This window comes from Oceaniglobus trochenteri, assembly GCF_020529025.1.
GTDB lineage: Bacteria > Pseudomonadota > Alphaproteobacteria > Rhodobacterales > Rhodobacteraceae > Oceaniglobus > Oceaniglobus trochenteri.
Map to the genome: position 1 here is coordinate 119,477 of NZ_JACNMM010000010.1, position 17,468 is coordinate 136,944.

Below are 17,468 nucleotides of genomic sequence, written 5' to 3' on the forward strand. Positions count from 1 at the left end.
TAGGAAATAGGAGAAGCAGAAAGCCTCCCCATCCAGTCGCGGTACACGACCTTAAGTTAGAGTCGACAATCAGACCAACATCTTGGAATTTCGAGGTTAATGGCGCACCCATCAGGATTCGAACCTGAGGCCTTCGCCTTCGGAGGGCGACGCTCTATCCAGCTGAGCTATGGGTGCGCAGTAGAACCGTCAGGCCCTGACTGCTTACGCAGTGCTTACGCGACTTCTCCAGCCTTTAAATCGAAAAACGATCTGCTCGGCAAGAGCTTGGTATCACGTATCTTTCTTAGTCCTCTTCATCACGGCATCCCCTTGACATCAGCCTTCGGAGGGCAGCGCTCTATCCAGCTGAGCTATGGGTCCACGAGGGCTCTATACCCGGCTGATCGGCCCCCCGCAACGGCGAATTGCACAATCTGCGCCCCTGTTCTTTCTTGCCGAAAATACTCCCGCCGGAGGCTACGACAGCGCAGCTTCGCGCATCGCTGCGAACCGGCTCGATACCACGGGCAAAAGGCGTGCCCAAAGAATATCGTGGCGCGCATCGCGCGCCTCCGCCGGATCAGGCAAAAAGATCGTGGCAGAGTTCCAGCGCGTCGATCAGGGCGTCGACCTCGGCGCGGGTATTGTAGAGCCCGAAGGACGCGCGGCAGGTGGCGTTGAGGCCCAGGTGCTCCATCAGGGGGCCGACGCAATGCTGGCCGGCGCGCACCGCGATGCCGCGCTTGTCCAGAACGGTCGAAATGTCGTGGGCATGGGCCTGGCCGTCCAGCGTGAAGGAGAATATCGCGCCCTTGTCCGGCGTCGTACCCTGCACCTGCATCCAGTTCAGCCCGGCAAACCGACCCACCGCGTAGTCCCGAAGGTCGGCCTCGTGGGCGGCGATGTTCTCCATCCCGAGGCCCATCATGTAATCCAGCGCGACGCCCAGGCCGATCTGCTGCACGATGCCCGGTGTGCCCGCCTCGAACTTCATCGGCGCGTCGTTATAGTCGATCCCGTCGCGGCGCACCTCGCGGATCATGTCGCCACCGCCCAGGAAGGGCCGCATCTCGGCCATCCGCTCGCGGCGCACGAAGATCGCGCCCGATCCCGAGGGACCATAGAGCTTGTGCCCCGTCACCGGGTAGAAATCGCAACCGATATCCTGCACATCGACCGGCCCGTGCACCGCCGCCTGGGAACCGTCCACAAGGACCGGGACGCCCTTTTGGCGCGCGCCTGCACAGATCGCCTTCACGTCCACGCGGGTGCCCAACACGTTCGACATATGCGTCACCGCGATCAGCCGGGTGCGCGGGGTGATGGCATCCAGCACGGCCTGCGGGTCAAGCGCGCCGTTGGCGTCCACATCCACCCATTTCAGCACCACGCCCTGGCGTTCGCGCAGGAAGTGCCAGGGCACGATATTGGCGTGGTGTTCCATGACCGAGAGGATGATCTCGTCGCCCGCCTCCATACGCGGTGCGGCCCAGCCATAGGCCACCATGTTGATGCCCTCGGTGGTGCCGGTGTTCATGATGATCTCGTCTTCCGAACCGGAGTTCAGGAAGCGCGCGATGGTGCCGCGCACGGCCTCGTACTTGTCGGTGGCCAGGTTCGACAGGTAATGCAGCCCGCGATGGACATTGGCATATTCCATCGAATAGGCCTCGCTCACCGCGTCGATCACTACCTTGGGCTTTTGCGCCGAGGCGCCATTGTCGAGATATACCAGGGGCTTGCCGTTCACCTGTCGCGACAGGATCGGAAAATCGGCGCGGACAGCATTCACGTCGTACATGGCGGATCACTCCATGCCGGGAACGGAGACACCGATCACGGCAAGTATCAGGGACAGACCGAAGGCGAAGCCGAAGCTGGTGCCGATGATCATCAGAAAGGTTTTCGCAAGCGAGGTGAAACCGTGCAGGATGGCGATGAAATGGGTCAGCAGCCACAGAAACAGGATCAGGCCGAACACCCCGACGACCCAGGCCAGCATCGGCATGATCAGAAGCGCGACCGTCTGGATCACCTGCAGGCAGGCCATGATGAACTGAAGCCAGACGACAAGGACCAGCCCATCCTGGAACCGCCCCGTTCCGCCACAGGCCCGTCCCACCCAGAAGATGGCAAAGACCATCATCACCAGAAGCGAAAGCTGGATCAGCCCCATGCGCAGCGGGCTGATGAACAGGCTGGGGGCGCCGCCCCCCGTCCATGTGCCAAGGGCCAGGTTGCTGATCTCGGCCAGCAGGATCGAGATGACCACCACCAGCGCCAGCGCCTGCCACAGCACGGCCCGCCCCAGGTTCAGCGCCATCAGCCTTTCGGCAATCGCGCGGGGGTTCTGCACCGTCTGCACCGCCATGGGCACAAGCGTCGTCAAGTTCATCATCCTGTCGGCTCCGTTCGCCATTCGATCGTCCAGAACCCGACGCCCCAGATCCCCAGAAACGCCAGCAGCGCCACAAGGCCCGTCAGGTCCAGCGCGGCACCCTCGCCGATGAATCCGGCGACAAGGCCCCAAAGCAGCCACAGCGGCGAGGCCGCCAGCAGCGCCCAGAACAGGGCCATGCGCGCGCCAAACCAGCTTCCCTGCCCGCCCAGCATCCGTGCCACGATATGGCTGAGGGCCGCAATGGCATAAAGCGCCAGTGGCATGATGAAGACCCAGCCCAGAAGCGCCCCGCCGAACAGGACATCGAACTCCTGACCGGTGATGAAGGCTTCGCGTGACAGCCGCGGCCACTGGGCCACGAAGATCAGCGCACAGGCCACCATGACTGTGACAAGGGCGCGGTCTTCGCGCACGCCCCCCCCGATGTGGCGCAAAAGCACCGCACCAGGGTTGCGATAGCTGCCCAGTATGTCCGTGGTCAGCGCCATGGCCCTAGCTGCGGCGCCGGGCCAGCCAGGCGGCAAGGCGCGTCGTCAGATCGGCGGCGATCTCCTTGTCGTCGATCTCTTCCAGGGCCTCGGCCAGGAAGGACAGAACCATGAGATCCTGCGCCTCGGCCAGCGGAACGCCGCGCGAGCGCAGATAGAACAGCGCGGTTTCGTCGATCGCGCCGGTAGTGGACCCGTGCGAACAGGCCACGTCGTCGGCATAGATCTCAAGCTCGGGCTTGGCCAGGAACTGGCTGTCGTCATCCAGCAGCAACGCCTGGGAAATCTGGTAGCCGTCGGTCTTCTGGGCGTCGGCCTTGACCAGGATCTTGCCCTGGAACACGCCCGTCGCACCGTTGCGCAGCACCTTCTTGAACACCTGGCGGCTTTCGCAGTTCAGCGCGTCGTGGGTGATGAACACGGTGTCGTCGTGGTGGAAATCACCATCGCCCACCGCCGCGCCGGCCACATGGGCCTGGGCGTCGTCGCCGGTCAGCTCGATCACGCATTCGTTGCGCGTCATCACTCCGTTCACCGTCAGCGTGAAGGATTTGAACACGCTTTCGGTGCCCAGCCGGGCAAAGGCATGGGTGGCGGCGCGGCGTTCATGGTCGCGCCCCTGAATGCGAATGTGGTGGAAGGCGGCGTTGTCGGCAACCTCAACCTCCATCACGGTGTTGAAGCGCGCGGCACCGGGGCCGTTCTCGAGCAGGGTCAGCGCGGCGCCTTCCTCGATGCGCACAACGTGGTGCAGCATCGCATCCGCCGTTTCGTCGCGGTGCTGATAGATCAGCGAAACCGGCCGGTCCGCCTTGCCGGTGGCGCGGATCAGAACGCCATCGGAGGCATAGGCGGTGTTCAGCGTGGCCAGGGGGCGGGCAACCGGGGTCTGCCCTGCGGTTTCCAGGCTGCCGTACAGCCCGCGCGCCCAGTGGATATCGCTTTGCGCGGCGGTTTCCAGACGCTCGATCTCGATGCCTGCAAGCTCCAGGTCGTCCGAGGCTTCGGCGTCGAAAACACCATCCACGAAGACAATCTTTAGCTGCGCCTGTCCGTCGAACAGCGGCGCCTCTTCGGCATCGAAGATCGCGGCCTTCTCGGCCTCGGGCGAGGTCAGGCTCTCGGGGCGGGTATAGCGCCAGTATTCATCCCGGCGATGCGGCAGGCCCGTGGCGCGCAGGCGCGCCAGCGCATCCTTGCGCGCGGGCTCCGACCACCCTGCCACCTCGGGCAGGGCCAGCGCGGCAATCCGCGCCTCGGTCAGATCGGTTTTCTGTTGCGGCAGTGCCATCAGCCTACCTCCGCCATGATGTCGGCATAGCCGTTGTTCTCGACCTCAAGCGCCAGCTCGGGGCCGCCCGTCTTCACGATGCGGCCATCGGCCATGATGTGCACCACGTCGGGTTTGATATGGTCCAGAAGACGCTGGTAGTGGGTGATCACAAGGAACGACCGCCCCTCGCTGCGCAGGGCGTTCACCCCGTCGGCCACCAGTTTCATCGCGTCCACGTCAAGACCTGAATCGGTTTCGTCGAGGATGCACATCTTGGGTTCCAGCATCGCCATCTGCAGGATCTCGTTGCGCTTCTTCTCGCCGCCCGAAAAACCCACGTTGACGGGGCGTTTCAGCATCTCGGCGTCGATCTTCAGGTCTTTCGCCCGGGCGCGGATCACCTTCAGGAACTCGGTCGAGCTCATCTCCTCTTCGCCGCGCGCCTTGCGTTGGGCGTTCACGGCGGTGCGCAGGAAGGTCATGTTGCCCACGCCAGGAATCTCAACCGGATACTGGAAGGCCAGGAACAGGCCGGCGGCGGCGCGCTCTTCCGGCTCCATGTCCAGAACGTCGGCGCCCTGCAATTCGGCCGATCCCTCGGTCACCTCATAGCCATCACGCCCCGACAGGACGTAGGACAGCGTCGATTTGCCCGACCCGTTCGGCCCCATGATGGCATGAACCTCACCCGCGCCGATCTTCAGGTCGACACCCTTGAGGATCTGCTTGTCCTCTTCTTCCAGCTTGACGTGCAGGTTGCTGATTTCGAGCATGATCTTTTCCTTGTCCTTTCAGACGCCCGCAGGCGCCGGTGATTTTGCCTGATCGGGCAGCATCGCGGCATATCGTGCCGCCGCCGCCCCATCGGCCTGTTCGCGTTCAACCAGATGTTCGACACAGCGCAGGGCAATGTCGAAACTTTCAAAAACCGTGTCGGCCAGGATGGCCATGTGTTTCAGCGTTTCATCGCCGATCGCCTCGGGCCGGCGCAGCGACCGCAGGAACACCGCGTCGCCATCCAGAAGCTGGTTGGCGTGGCCCTGCTTGTTCAGGCCCGTGTTCAGCCCCCCACGCAACGAGAAGCTTTTGAGGAACAGGAACTTGTGCAGGTCCAGCCCGCTTTCGCGCAGCCGCGCCATCTGCGAATCCAGCAGCGGCTGATCCTCGTAAAGCGGCACGAAGGCCACCTCGGTTATCACGGCCGCCACCGTGGAAAGCCGCGCGCGCGCACCGTCGTAGACCTGCAATTCGCCCCCCTGCACGTCGATCTTCAACAGATCGAAGGGAGGAATCTCGTCCAGATCGTCCAGCCGCACGGTATCGACCGGAACTTCACGCTCAACCGTCGTGGGCCCGTTCAGCCGCTGGAAAAACGCGGTGGTCCGGGCATCGGGGCGCAGCAGCGACGACAGCGAGATCGACCGGCAGACATGGAATGTGCCACGCGTGCCATCGCCCACCGCAACGGGCAGATAGGTTTCATGGGGCCCGGGTTTCAGGCGGGCAAAGGCGCGTTCCTCGGGCTCGAACCCCCAAACATCGCAGGCGCCCATGGCCAGAAGGTTGCCATAGGGGTTCTCGTTGATCGGGTTGGCGCCGACCTCGACAATACGCGTGCGCCGTGCGGGCGCCAGCAGGTCGATCAGCGCGCGCGCCCGGTCTTGATCGAAATACCGTCCCATGATCACCCTGCCCTCCGCGACCAAGGCGGATTGTCCAAAACCCGTTGCATCAAGTCTAGCCCCGGCGCCGCGCAAGGCCCGACAGAACCCACCGCCCCGCCAGCGTTCCACACAGCCCGCTGACAAAGCCGGCGACAACGATCTGCCACAGCGCGCCGTTCAGCCACCAGCCGGAACTCACCAGCATCAGCATGAAGGTGACCACAGCCACCACCAGCCAATAGAGCCAGCCCTTGCCCTTGGGCTCCTTGATGCGGTCAAGTCCGCTCATGCCGATGCCTTTCCGTGGTCTGGATGTCCTGGCCCGTCAGCCGGAACGCGAAAAACAGGTACAGCGCCTTCAGCATCGCGAAGACCACCGCACAAAGCAGAAGAACCGCCGTTGTCTCCAGCCCGCTGTGGGCCTTGGGCCAAAGCGCCAGCCCGATATACAGCGGAGCGGCAAAGGCCATGGGCAAAAGCGCGCCCACCGCCATCTGCGTCAGCATGCTGGCGGGAAAGACGGCCCGCCAGCTCCATTTTCCGCGAAGCCCGAACCGCATGTCAGCCGACCGACCCTTCCAGTGAGATCGCCACAAGCTGTTGCGCTTCCATGGCAAATTCCATCGGCAGGGCCTGAAGAACCTCCTTGCAGAAGCCGTTTACCACCAGTGCCACCGCCTCTTCCTCGTCCATGCCGCGCGAACGGCAATAGAACAGCTGATCGTCATCCACCTTGGATGTCGTCGCCTCGTGTTCCACGCGCGAGGAATTGTTGCGCACCTCGATGTAGGGCACGGTATGGGCGCCGCACTTGTCCCCGATCAAAAGGCTGTCGCACTGGGTATAGTTGCGGCTGTCCTTGGCCTTGGGGTGCATCGACACAAGCCCGCGATAGGTGTTCTGCGCCCGGCCCGCCGAAATACCCTTGGACACGATTCGCGATTTCGTGCGCTTGCCCAGGTGCACCATCTTTGTGCCGGTATCGGCCTGCTGATAGTTGTTGGCGATGGCGATGGAATAGAATTCGCCCTGGGTATCGTCACCGCGCAGGATGCACGAAGGATACTTCCAAGTTACCGCAGACCCGGTTTCAACCTGGGTCCACATCACCTTTGACCGGTCCCCCCGGCAATCGGCGCGCTTGGTGACGAAGTTGTAGATCCCGCCCTTGCCGTTCTCGTCACCCGGATACCAGTTCTGCACCGTCGAATACTTGATCTCGGCATCGTCCAGCAGCACCAGTTCCACTACGGCAGCGTGTAGTTGCACGGTGTCGCGCATGGGGGCGGTGCAGCCCTCCAGATAGCTGACGTAGGCCTCCTTGTCGGCAATGATCAGGGTGCGTTCAAACTGCCCGGTGTTCTCGGCGTTGATGCGGAAATAGGTGCTCAGCTCCATCGGGCAGCGCACGCCGGGCGGCACATAGACGAACGACCCATCCGAAAACACTGCCGAATTCAGCGTGGCAAAGAAGTTGTCCGAGGCCGGAACGACCGAGCCGAGGTACTTCTTCACCAACTCGGGGTGTTCGCGGATCGCCTCGCTGATCGAACAGAAGATCACGCCGGCCTTCTTCAGCTCGGCCTGAAAGGTCGTGCCAACCGAAACCGAATCGAACACGGCATCCACGGCCACCTTGCGGTTCTCGTCCGCCTCCTCGGCGCCCTCGACACCCGCCAGGATCAGCTGCTCTTTCAGCGGAATGCCAAGTTTCTTGTAGGTTTCCAGAAGCTTGGGGTCCACCTCGTCCAGCGACTTGGGCTTGGTCTCCATGCTCTTGGGGCGGGCGTAATAGAACTGGTCCTGGTAATCCACCTTGGGATAATCGACCATGGCCCACTCGGGCTCTTCCATCTGCTCCCAGCGGCGATAGGCGGCCAGGCGCCATTCCAGCATCCATTCGGGTTCGTCGTTCTTGGCGGAAATCAGCCGCACGATCTCCTCGGACAATCCGCGGGGCGCATAGTCCATTTCGATGTCGGTCGACCAGCCGTGCTTGTATTTGCCCGACAGGGATTTGACGGCATCCACCGTTTCGCGGTCCACGCCCTCTTTCACGTCAACGTCAAGTGCACTCATCTCGATCCCCTTTCAGACCGCCCTCAGGCCGCCTTCGTCCGGTATTTACGTTCCTGCGTCAGCCAGGTTTCGGCAAAACGCTCAATCTCTTCCCGCGTCGTCTGCGGCCCCAGCGATACGCGGATCGCGCTGGCGGCGGCGGTGTCGTCATGGCCCATGGCCTGCAAAACCTTGCTGGCCCGCACCTTGCCACTGGAACAGGCGCTGCCCGCGGAAACGGCGAAACCGGCCAGATCCATCTGCATCACCTGGGTTTCCCCCTTCCAGCCGGGGCTGACGATGCAACTGGTGTTGGGCAGGCGAGCGCCCGCATTCCCGACAAAAATAGTATCTTTTTCGCCGGACGCCAGTGCTGTTTCTAGAATATTTCTAAGTTCGGCAACCCCGTCCCATACACCGTCGGCCAGATCGCGTGCCGCCGCCTCGGCCGCAGCACCCATTCCGGCAATGCCGATGATGTTCTCGGTGCCCGAGCGGCGGCCCATTTCCTGCCCGCCACCCCGGATCATCGCCGGCACCTCCACGCCCCGGCGCAGCAGCACGGCGGCAATGCCCTTGGGCCCGCCGAACTTGTGGGCCGAGATCACGGCGGCCTCGGCGCCCGTCCACTCGAAGGCGAAGGGCAGCTTGCCGAACCCCTGTGTGGCATCGCAAAAGGCCAGGCCCGCGGGCAGATCTTGCACCACGCCGGTTTCCGAATTGGCCAGTTGCACCGCCGCCCGCGCCGGATCACCCGCCCGCACCGCACCCGAGGTATCGACCGAAAGCGACGGATCGCACCAGGCCGTGACCGCCTCGTGCTCGACCGGGGCACAGGACAGGCCCCGCCCCGACAGCATCATGGCGCAACCCTCTGTGGCCGAGGATACAAAGACCACATCCGCCCCTTCGGCCCCGCAAGCAGCGGCCACCTGGGCGCGGGCACGCTCCACCAGGGCCTTGGCCGCCCGCCCCTCGCCATGAACCGACGACGGGTTGCCCGCCACATCCATGGCCGCGATCATCGCCGCCCGCGCCTCGGGGCGCAGCGGAGTCGTTGCGTTCCAATCCAGATAGGTCCGCTGCCTCATGGCCGCCCCCCATCTTTGGTCTGCAAATATCCTCGGGGGCGCGCGCAGCGCGGGGGGCAGACAGCCCCCCTTCCCGGCCTGACGGATACGATACCCCTCATGTCTCATCCACCACGGTGAACAGCGTCGGCACCGCCGGACAGGGGGTCAGCCCGTTGCCCACCACATCCGACAGCCGCGTCTGGTGCAAAAAGACATAGACATGGGCGCTCAGCCCTTCCCACAGGCGGTTGGTCATGGATTGCGCCCGGCTGCCCGAAACGCCCCCCTGGGCGCCCGCGCCGGTGTGCATGGCGCTCACCGTCTCATCCACCGCCACCAGGATGTCGGCCACCCGGATCTCCGAAGCGGGCCGCGCCAGCCGATAGCCGCCCCCCGGCCCGCGCACCGATTCCACCAGCTCGGCCCGGCGCAGCTTGACGAAGAGCTGTTCGAGATAGGGAAGCGAGATATCCTGCCTGCGACTCAGCTCACCCAGCGAGACAAGCTGATCAGGTGCGGCAAGCGCCAGATCGGCCAGCGCCACCATGGCATAACGCCCCTTCGTGCTCAGTTTCACGGCTGCGACCCTTTCTCACATGCCCAAGGGCAGTTGACGCGGCAGGGAAGGACAATTACCTCACCCTTGATGTTGCGGCGTGACCGCAGATTAGAATTGTTCTAAGGTGTCCGAGCGTTTGCGTCAAGTTTGCCGTCGCTCACACCCAACTCGTCAGGGAGACATATGCCCGAGGTTATTTTTCCCGGACCGGAAGGACGGCTTGAGGGTCGTTATCATCCGCAGAAGAAATCCGACGCGCCCATCGCCATCATCCTGCACCCGCACCCCCAGTTCGGCGGCACGATGAACAACCGGGTGGTCTACAACCTGCACTATGCGTTTCACGCCATGGGGTTCACCGTCCTGCGGTTCAACTTCCGCGGCGTCGGGCGCAGCCAGGGTGAATACGATCAGGGGATCGGTGAACTTTCCGATGCCGCCTCGGCGCTGGATTATCTCCAGTCCATGAACCAGAACGCCAAGCATTGCTGGGTCGCCGGCTTCAGCTTCGGCGCCTGGATCGGGATGCAGCTTCTGATGCGCCGCCCCGAGATCACCGGCTTCATCTCGGTTTCGCCGCCCGCCAACATGTATGACTTCAGCTTCCTTGCGCCCTGCCCGGCCTCGGGGCTTGTCATCAACGGCTCGGCCGACCGGGTGGCGCCGCCGCGTGACACGGTTTCGCTGGTGGACAAGCTGCACGAACAGAAGGGCATCACCATCACCCACCGCGAGATCGAAGGCGCCGGCCATTTCTTCGAAGATCCGCACATGGAACAGATGATCGGCGATGTCGAAACCTACGTCAAACGCCGCCTCACCGAATCCACCCGTTAAGGGGGTGCGCGCCGGGTCTTGCCCGGCGCGCCGTTTTCAGGCGATCAGCTTTGCCGTGGTTTCCACCAGGCGGCGCGCCTGGAAGGCGATCGATTTCTTGCCCGTCTCATCCAGCTCGCCCGCCGGCTTGGAATAGCCGTAGGGGTTGCCGCCGTCCTCGAACTTGATGGGGTCGGCATAGCCCGGCGGCACCAGGATCGCGCCCCAGTGCATCGCCGTGGTGTAAAGCGACATCAGCGTCATTTCGTGACCGCCGTGCAGGGTCTGCGCACTCATCATCGCGGTGAAGGTCTTGTTGACCAGAAGGCCCTTCTGCCAAAGCGGGCCCAGTGTGTCGATGAAGGCGCGAAGCTGCGACGCGGCCCCGCCATAGCGCGTCGGGGTCGAGAAGTAATAGCCATCGGCCCAGGTCATGTCGTCGTGGCTGACCTCGGGGATGTCCTGCATCTTCTCAAGCTGGCTGGCCCAGGCTTCCTGTCCCTGCACCACGTCCTTGGGCGCGGTTTCGGCGGCGCGGCGCAGGCGCACCTCGGCGCCAGCCTCTTCGGCGGCGCGAACGGCCTCAAGCGCCATGGCGTGGTTGGTGCCATAGGTGGTGTAGAATATGACGGCAATCTTGGGTCTGGCCATGTCGTATAGCTCCTTTGGATCTGCGATTTTGGGCGTGTCTCGCAAAGACATAATCCTGTCGCTGGCGATGTCGATCTTCGGGCGCGCACAGCATGGGCGCGGTTGCGCACAGGTCTGTATACCTTGGCATACAGACCCCCTTCCCACAGTCGGGTTGTTGCGCTAAACCACCGCCAACCGAATCCGAACCAAGGGGACACCCATGAGCAAGATCAAAGTCGAGAATCCCGTCGTCGAACTGGACGGCGATGAAATGACCCGGATCATCTGGGATTTCATCAAGAAAAAGCTGATCCTGCCCTACCTTGACATCGACCTGAAGTATTACGACCTGGGAATCCAGGCGCGGGACGATACCGACGACCAGATCACCGTGGACGCCGCCGAGGCGATCAAGAAATACGGCGTGGGCGTGAAATGCGCCACCATCACCCCCGACGAAGGCCGGGTCGAGGAATTCGGCCTGAAGAAGATGTGGCGCAGCCCCAATGGCACGATCCGCAACATCCTGGGCGGTGTGGTGTTCCGCGCGCCGATCATCTGTTCCAACGTGCCGCGCCTCGTGCCCGGCTGGACCAAGCCCATTGTCATCGGCCGCCACGCCTATGGCGACCAGTACCGCGCCACAGACATGAAATTCCCCGGGCCCGGCACCCTGTCGATGAAATTCGTCGGCGAAGACGGCACCGTGATGGAAGAGGAAGTGTTCAAGGCCCCCTCGTCCGGCGTCTACATGGCCATGTACAACCTTGATGAATCGATCAAGGATTTCGCCCGCGCCTCGTTCAACTATGGCCTCAAGATGGGTTGGCCGGTCTACCTGTCGACCAAGAACACGATCCTCAAGAACTATGACGGCCAGTTCATGATCCTGTTCCAGAAGGTGTTTGACGAGGAATTCGCCGACCAGTTCAAGAAGGCGGGCATCACCTATGAACACCGCCTGATCGACGACATGGTGGCAAGCGCGATGAAGTGGTCGGGCGGCTATGTCTGGGCCTGCAAGAACTATGACGGCGACGTGCAGTCGGATACCGTCGCGCAGGGCTTCGGTTCGCTTGGCCTGATGACCTCCATCCTGATGACGCCCGATGGCCAGACCGTCGAGGCCGAGGCCGCCCACGGCACCGTCACCCGTCACTATCGCCAGCACCAGAAGGGCGAGGCGACCTCGACCAACTCGATCGCGTCGATCTATGCCTGGACGGGCGGCCTGAAGCATCGCGGCAAGCTGGACGGCAACCAGAAACTGATCGACTTTGCGGAAACGCTGGAAAAGGTCACCGTGGACACCGTGGAAAGCGGCTTCATGACCAAGGATCTGGCGCTTCTGGTCGGCCCCGATCAGAAGTGGCTGACCACCGAAGGTTTCCTCGAGAAGATCGACGAAAACCTGAACAAGGCGATGTGATTACCGGGGCCGGTCGTTTTCGACCGGCCCTTTTTCCATCCGAGGCTGCGAATGACCTATCGGTGCATTTTCGCCTCGGCGCCCGCGTCCCTTCGTGCTGACCAATCCCGGCCCGGTAACGCGGTTCATCCACGATACCTTCACCGACAACCGAGGCGGGCTGACCCTTGCGCTTGAGCGGCTGGGGGACTGATCGGGGTTTTCCCCGCCCGGCGGGTCGGGTATGGCTGCGCCAACCTCGAAAGTTGTCCTGCGCCATGCCCGCCCATTACCTCTACCTATTCTTTGCCATCCTGACCGAAACCATCGGCACCACCGCCCTCCAGGCCAGCGCGCAGTTCACGCGCTTCTGGCCCTCGGTCATTGTCGTGATCGGTTATGGCCTGTCGTTCTGGCTGATGGCGCTGGCGCTGAAAACCATGCCGGTGGGCATCGTCTATGCCATCTGGTCGGGGCTGGGGATCGTGTTCATCGCCGGGATCGGGTTCTTCGTCTTCGGGCAGCGGCTGGATCTTCCGGCCGTTCTGGGCATGGCGCTGATCATTCTGGGCATCCTGGTGATCCACCTGTTTTCCAACAGCGCGACCCACTAGGAACCGAAGGGGCCGTTGCGCGTTGGCGCAGCATGAATGACATTTTTGGCGGCCTCTGGTCGAAATTTCCCGCCCCGCTTCGTGAACAATTGCAAGGTTATGCCTCTGGTTTCTGGGAGGCGCTGCCGCAGATCGTGCTGTCGGTCGTGTTCCTTCTGGTTGCCTGGGGGGTCATTCGGCTGATCCAGTGGATCGTGCCCTCGGCCATGCGGCGCACCGGCGTGCGCCGGTCGCTGGTGGATGTGCTGCTCATGCTGCTGACCGTCGGGCTTTGGCTTTTTGCCGGGCTGATCGCGGTGACCATCGCCTTTCCCACCATCACCCCCGGGCGCGCGCTGACCGCGCTGGGGATTGGCGGCGTGGCCATCGGTTTCGCCTTCAAGGACGTGTTCGAGAATTTTCTGGCGGGCATCCTTCTGCTGATCCGCGAACCCTTTTCGGTCGAGGATTTCATCGAATGCGAAGGCATCGAAGGCCAGGTCGAGAAGATCACCATCCGCGACACCCATGTGCGCCAGACCGACGGGCAGCTTGTCGTCGCGCCCAACGCCATGTTCTTCAAGAACCCGGTCACCATCCGCACCGCCCGCGACGTGCGACGCACCACCATCATCTGCGGCATCGCCTATGACGAGGACGTGGATGCCGCCCGCAAGATCATCGAGGATGCCGTGCGCGCCGTCGATCTGGTGCGTGACGACGTACGCGACGTGCAGATCTTCGCGCAGGAGTTCGCCGACAGTTCGATCAATTTCGAGGTCACATGGTGGACCGGGTCGCGCCCCATCGACATCCGCCAGTCGCGCGATCAGGTGGTCGCCGCGGTCAAGCGGGCGCTGGACGATGCGGGAATCGAGATTCCCTTCCCCTATCGCACCATGACCTTCAAGGAACCGCTCCCCATCCGTCAGATCGACACGGACCAGACCGAAGAGGCGTGAACTAGTTTACCAAATCGCGGAACAAATTCACGTTCCCGCGATTGGTTTGCCAGAGACGGCGAAAACACGCCGAAGCAATAATCACAAAGGAGACCAACCCATGGGTGGTATCATCTATCTTGTCGGACTTGTCGTCATCGTACTGGCGATCCTGTCCCTGCTGGGGCTGGGCTGATATGGCTGATCGTACACAAGCAATGACCGATCGCGCCGCACCCCTTGTCGAACGCAACGGCAGCTATTTCGACTGGCCCGCCATCATCGGCGGTGCGGTCGTGGCCACGGCCATCGGCGTTCTTTTCGCCGGTTTCGGCGGGGCGCTGGGGCTTACCGCAATCTCGCCCTACGAAAACGAAGGTTCGGGCGGTTTTGCCCTGATCATCGTTGGCGCATGGCTGCTGATCACCACGATCGCCGCCTATGGTGCCGGGGGCTATGTGGCCGGGCGCATGCGCCGCCGGGTCGATGACGCCAATGCCGACGAAGTGGCGGCGCGCGACAGCATGCATGGCGCCGTCGTCTGGGGCCTTGGCCTGCTGCTCAGCGCCTGGATGGCGGCTGGCGTGCTGGGTGCCACTGCCACGGCCGTTGGCAACACCGCACAGGTCACCGCAACCGCGGCTGGCGGCATCGCACAGGGTGCAGGCAGTGCGGCGGGTGCGGCAGGCGGATCGATCGAAGGGGTTGACGTGAACCCCCTCCAGATCGTCAACCAGCGTCTGCTGCGCGGCACCGAGGTGCAGATTGACGGCGATCCCACCCTGCCCGACGGCGCCATGGCGGTGCTGGGCGATGTGGCCCGCACCGGCGAAATCGACGAGGGTGATCGCGCCTATCTGGCCGAAACCATCGCCGCGAACTCGAACCTCACCCAGGCCCAGGCCGAAGAGCGTATCGACGAAGCGGTGAACCAGGTCGTCGCCCAGCGCGACGAAGCCGCGGCCGCCCTGGCCGAGGCCGAGCAGACCGCCCGCGATGCCGCCGAAGCCGCGCGCACCGCCTCGATCCTGACCGGGTTCGTCGTGGCAGCGGGTTTCCTGATCGCCGCAGTGGCCGCGATCTGGGCGTCTTCCATCGGTGGTCGCCACCGGGACGAAGGCCGGCTGTTCCGGGGTTTCCAGAGCATCTGACCCAACCGGGCCTGCCAGATCGAAGAAATGACGGCGCGTCCCCCATGGGGGCGCGCCTTGCCTTTTACGCTTTCGGTCTGGTGTTTTCTGCGCTTGCGCGATATGGCCCGCCCAACTCCGCAAAAGGTAAGACATATGGACCTTCGCAATATCGCGATCATCGCCCACGTTGACCACGGCAAAACCACGCTGGTTGACGAGTTGTTGAAACAATCCGGATCCTTCCGCGCCAATCAGGCCGTGGCGGAACGGATGATGGACAGCAATGACCTGGAACGTGAACGCGGCATCACGATTCTGGCCAAGGCAACATCGCTGGAATGGAAAGGCACCCGCATCAACATCGTTGACACCCCCGGTCACGCCGATTTCGGTGGCGAGGTCGAGCGTATCCTGTCGATGGTCGATGGTGTGGTCCTGCTGGTGGATGCGGCCGAAGGCCCGATGCCCCAGACCAAATTCGTGACATCAAAGGCCCTTGCCTTGGGTCTTCGCCCCATCGTGGTGCTGAACAAGGTCGACAAGCCCGACGCCGAGCCCGACCGCGCCCTGAACGAGGTTTTCGATCTTTTCGCCAACCTCGAGGCCGACGACGACCAGTTGGATTTCCCCCATCTTTACGCCTCGGGGCGCAGCGGTTGGTGCGACGCCGAACTTGACGGGCCGCGCAAGGATCTTGACGCGCTGTTCAACCTGGTGGTGCGCCACGTACCGCCCCCCAAGCAGATCAAGAAGCGTGACGAACCCTTCCGCATGCTGGCCACGACCCTTGGTTCGGACCCCTTTGTCGGCCGTATCCTGACGGGCCGGGTGGAATCGGGCACGCTCAAGGTCGGGGCGACGGTGCAGGCCCTGTCGCGCATCGGCCAGAAGATCGAACAGTTCCGCGTCACCAAGATTTCGGCCTTCCGCGGGCCGATCTCGGTCGACATCGAAGAGGCACAGGCCGGCGACATCGTGTCCCTTTCGGGCATGACCAAGGCCACCGTGGCCGATACCATCTGCGCGCTGGCCGTGGACGAACCGATCCAGGCCAAGCCCATCGATCCGCCCACCATCACCGTGACCTTCGGCATCAACGACAGCCCCCTGGCGGGCAAGGACGGCAAGAAGGTGCAATCGCGGGTGATCCGTGAACGCCTGCTGAAAGAGGCCGAATCCAACGTCGCCATCAAGGTCACCGACACCCCCGGCGGCGAAGCCTTCGAAGTGGCCGGGCGCGGCGAACTTCAGATGGGCGTGCTGATCGAGAACATGCGCCGCGAAGGATTTGAACTTTCCATCTCGCGCCCGCAGGTCCTGCTGCGTGAAATCGACGGCGTGGTGCACGAACCGATTGAGGAAGCCACCATCGACGTGGACGACGATTATTCCGGCGCGGTGATCGAGAAGATCACGGGTGCGCGCAAGGGCGAACTGGTCGAGATGAAACCGGCCGGCGCGGGCAAGACCCGTATCGTTGCCCATGTGCCGTCACGCGGGCTGATCGGGTATCACGGCGAATTCCTGACCGACACCCGCGGCACCGGCGTTCTGAACCGCGTGTTCCACGAATGGGCGCCCCACAAGGGCGCGATCCCGGGCCGGCGCGCGGGCGTCCTGATCTCGATGGAATCGGGCGTATCCGTCGCCTATGCCCTGTGGAAGCTGGAAGACCGCGGCAAGTTCTTCATTGGCGCCCAGGTCCCCGTCTATACCGGCATGATCCTGGGCGAGCACAACCGCGAGAACGACCTTGAGATCAATCCGCTGAAGGGCAAGCAGCTGACCAACGTGCGGGCATCGGGCACCGACGAGGCCGTGCGCCTGACCACCCCCGTCACCCTGACGCTGGAACAGGCGATTGCCTACATCGACGATGACGAACTGGTGGAAGTCACCCCCAACGCCATCCGCCTGCGCAAGCGGTTCCTCGACCCCCACGAACGCAAGCGCAACGCCAAGTCGGCGGGCTGACCTGAAGGCGGCCCCTTGCGGGGCCATTTCAAGTTTCATGTCGGCGCGGGTCGTTATGGCCCGCGCCGTTTCCGTCTGAAGGCGCGGGCTGCGGCGTCGGAGCCTCCGGCGGGAGTATTTGCAGCAAGAAAGAAACCAATTTGTCTCTTTCTTGCCCAAATACTCATTTTCCGCGCTCTCAGGGGGCGCCTTCCTCGATGATGTAGAGTTCGCGTGTGGCGGCACCCCGGGCGAATTCCAGCGCTTCCTGGTAGCCATCGGAATGATAGCAGTCATGCGCCGCCTGCAGCGAAGGGAAGCGGGCCACCACGTTGCGCGGCCGGTCGGGGCCTTCGAGGGTTTCGTAGGCCCCGCCGCGCGCCAGGAAGGTTCCGCCGTGGGCGGCGATCACATGGGTCGCGCGTTTGGCGTATTCTCCATAGGCGGCTTCGTCGGTGACGGTGACATGGGCGATCCAGAGGGCGCTCATCGC

At 63.2% G+C, this 17,468-nt stretch carries 19 protein-coding genes and 1 tRNA gene; 6 read left to right on the forward strand and 14 right to left on the reverse strand.

Features of this window, described 5'->3' with window-relative positions; genetic code table 11:
- Positions 1-100: 100 nt before the first annotated feature.
- The 12 genes from H7828_RS17350 to iscR form a co-directional block, all read right to left on the reverse strand.
- A tRNA-Arg gene (locus H7828_RS17350) sits at positions 101-177 on the reverse strand.
- Positions 178-562: 385 nt separating this feature from the next.
- Positions 563-1,783, reverse strand: a complete 1,221-nt coding sequence (locus tag H7828_RS17355) for a cysteine desulfurase (RefSeq protein ID WP_226782326.1) — start codon at positions 1,781-1,783, stop codon at positions 563-565.
- A 6-nt stretch (positions 1,784-1,789) separates the two neighbouring features.
- A complete protein-coding gene (locus H7828_RS17360; RefSeq protein ID WP_226782327.1) occupies positions 1,790-2,380 on the reverse strand; it encodes a Yip1 family protein in 591 nt (196 codons plus the stop codon).
- Complete coding sequence (locus H7828_RS17365) at positions 2,377-2,871, reverse strand: YIP1 family protein (RefSeq protein WP_226782328.1); 495 nt, start codon at positions 2,869-2,871, stop codon at positions 2,377-2,379. Before H7828_RS17365 ends, H7828_RS17360 begins: the two co-directional genes overlap by 4 nt.
- Before the next feature lie 4 nt (positions 2,872-2,875).
- On the reverse strand, positions 2,876-4,162 hold the full coding sequence (gene sufD, locus H7828_RS17370) for a Fe-S cluster assembly protein SufD (RefSeq protein ID WP_226782329.1): 1,287 nt from the start codon (positions 4,160-4,162) through the stop codon (positions 2,876-2,878).
- Entirely contained in the window at positions 4,162-4,917 is a 756-nt protein-coding gene (sufC, locus tag H7828_RS17375) for a Fe-S cluster assembly ATPase SufC (RefSeq protein ID WP_226782330.1), read from the reverse strand. Before sufC ends, sufD begins: the two co-directional genes overlap by 1 nt.
- 18 nt (positions 4,918-4,935) lie before the next feature.
- Positions 4,936-5,826 carry an FkbM family methyltransferase gene (locus H7828_RS17380; protein WP_226782368.1) on the reverse strand — a complete coding sequence of 297 codons (891 nt, stop codon included), beginning with the start codon at positions 5,824-5,826 and terminating at the stop codon, positions 4,936-4,938.
- Positions 5,827-5,881: 55 nt separating this feature from the next.
- Positions 5,882-6,097, reverse strand: coding sequence for a hypothetical protein (locus H7828_RS17385; RefSeq protein WP_226782331.1), 216 nt, complete (start codon positions 6,095-6,097; stop codon positions 5,882-5,884).
- Complete coding sequence (locus tag H7828_RS17390; protein ID WP_226782332.1) at positions 6,084-6,368, reverse strand: hypothetical protein; 285 nt, start codon at positions 6,366-6,368, stop codon at positions 6,084-6,086. Before H7828_RS17390 ends, H7828_RS17385 begins: the two co-directional genes overlap by 14 nt.
- Before the next feature lies 1 nt (position 6,369).
- Positions 6,370-7,887 carry a Fe-S cluster assembly protein SufB gene (gene sufB, locus H7828_RS17395; protein WP_226782333.1) on the reverse strand — a complete coding sequence of 506 codons (1,518 nt, stop codon included), beginning with the start codon at positions 7,885-7,887 and terminating at the stop codon, positions 6,370-6,372.
- 23 nt (positions 7,888-7,910) lie between these two features.
- Positions 7,911-8,957 carry a cysteine desulfurase family protein gene (locus H7828_RS17400; RefSeq protein WP_226782334.1) on the reverse strand — a complete coding sequence of 349 codons (1,047 nt, stop codon included), beginning with the start codon at positions 8,955-8,957 and terminating at the stop codon, positions 7,911-7,913.
- 97 nt (positions 8,958-9,054) lie between these two features.
- Positions 9,055-9,516 (reverse strand): Fe-S cluster assembly transcriptional regulator IscR, encoded by a 462-nt coding sequence (gene iscR, locus H7828_RS17405; protein ID WP_226782335.1) that lies wholly within the window; start codon positions 9,514-9,516, stop codon positions 9,055-9,057.
- 165 nt (positions 9,517-9,681) lie between these two features.
- On the opposite strand from iscR, the gene H7828_RS17410 reads away from it, so the two are divergent.
- Positions 9,682-10,335, forward strand: a complete 654-nt coding sequence (locus H7828_RS17410) for an alpha/beta hydrolase (protein WP_226782336.1) — start codon at positions 9,682-9,684, stop codon at positions 10,333-10,335.
- Positions 10,336-10,371: 36 nt separating this feature from the next.
- Here the strand turns inward: H7828_RS17410 and H7828_RS17415 are convergent, their stop codons facing one another.
- A complete protein-coding gene (locus H7828_RS17415) occupies positions 10,372-10,965 on the reverse strand; it encodes an NAD(P)H-dependent oxidoreductase (protein WP_226782337.1) in 594 nt (197 codons plus the stop codon).
- 202 nt (positions 10,966-11,167) lie between these two features.
- Here H7828_RS17415 and H7828_RS17420 point away from each other — a divergent pair, with 202 nt between their 5' ends.
- The 5 genes from H7828_RS17420 to typA all read left to right on the forward strand — a co-directional run bounded on the left by H7828_RS17420 (position 11,168) and on the right by typA (position 16,996).
- The gene (locus tag H7828_RS17420; RefSeq protein WP_226782338.1) at positions 11,168-12,376 is read left to right on the forward strand and encodes an NADP-dependent isocitrate dehydrogenase; all 1,209 of its coding nucleotides are present in this window, start codon (positions 11,168-11,170) and stop codon (positions 12,374-12,376) included.
- 257 nt (positions 12,377-12,633) lie between these two features.
- Positions 12,634-12,969 (forward strand): DMT family transporter, encoded by a 336-nt coding sequence (locus H7828_RS17425; protein ID WP_226782339.1) that lies wholly within the window; start codon positions 12,634-12,636, stop codon positions 12,967-12,969.
- A 32-nt stretch (positions 12,970-13,001) separates the two neighbouring features.
- On the forward strand, positions 13,002-13,910 hold the full coding sequence (locus H7828_RS17430; RefSeq protein WP_226782340.1) for a mechanosensitive ion channel family protein: 909 nt from the start codon (positions 13,002-13,004) through the stop codon (positions 13,908-13,910).
- A 176-nt stretch (positions 13,911-14,086) separates the two neighbouring features.
- Positions 14,087-15,040, forward strand: coding sequence for a hypothetical protein (locus H7828_RS17435; protein ID WP_226782341.1), 954 nt, complete (start codon positions 14,087-14,089; stop codon positions 15,038-15,040).
- Between the two features lie 135 nt (positions 15,041-15,175).
- A complete protein-coding gene (gene typA, locus H7828_RS17440) occupies positions 15,176-16,996 on the forward strand; it encodes a translational GTPase TypA (RefSeq protein ID WP_226782342.1) in 1,821 nt (606 codons plus the stop codon).
- Positions 16,997-17,174: 178 nt separating this feature from the next.
- Here the strand turns inward: typA and H7828_RS17445 are convergent, their stop codons facing one another.
- Positions 17,175-17,465 carry a DUF1330 domain-containing protein gene (locus H7828_RS17445; protein ID WP_226782343.1) on the reverse strand — a complete coding sequence of 97 codons (291 nt, stop codon included), beginning with the start codon at positions 17,463-17,465 and terminating at the stop codon, positions 17,175-17,177.
- Positions 17,466-17,468 lie beyond the last annotated feature (3 nt).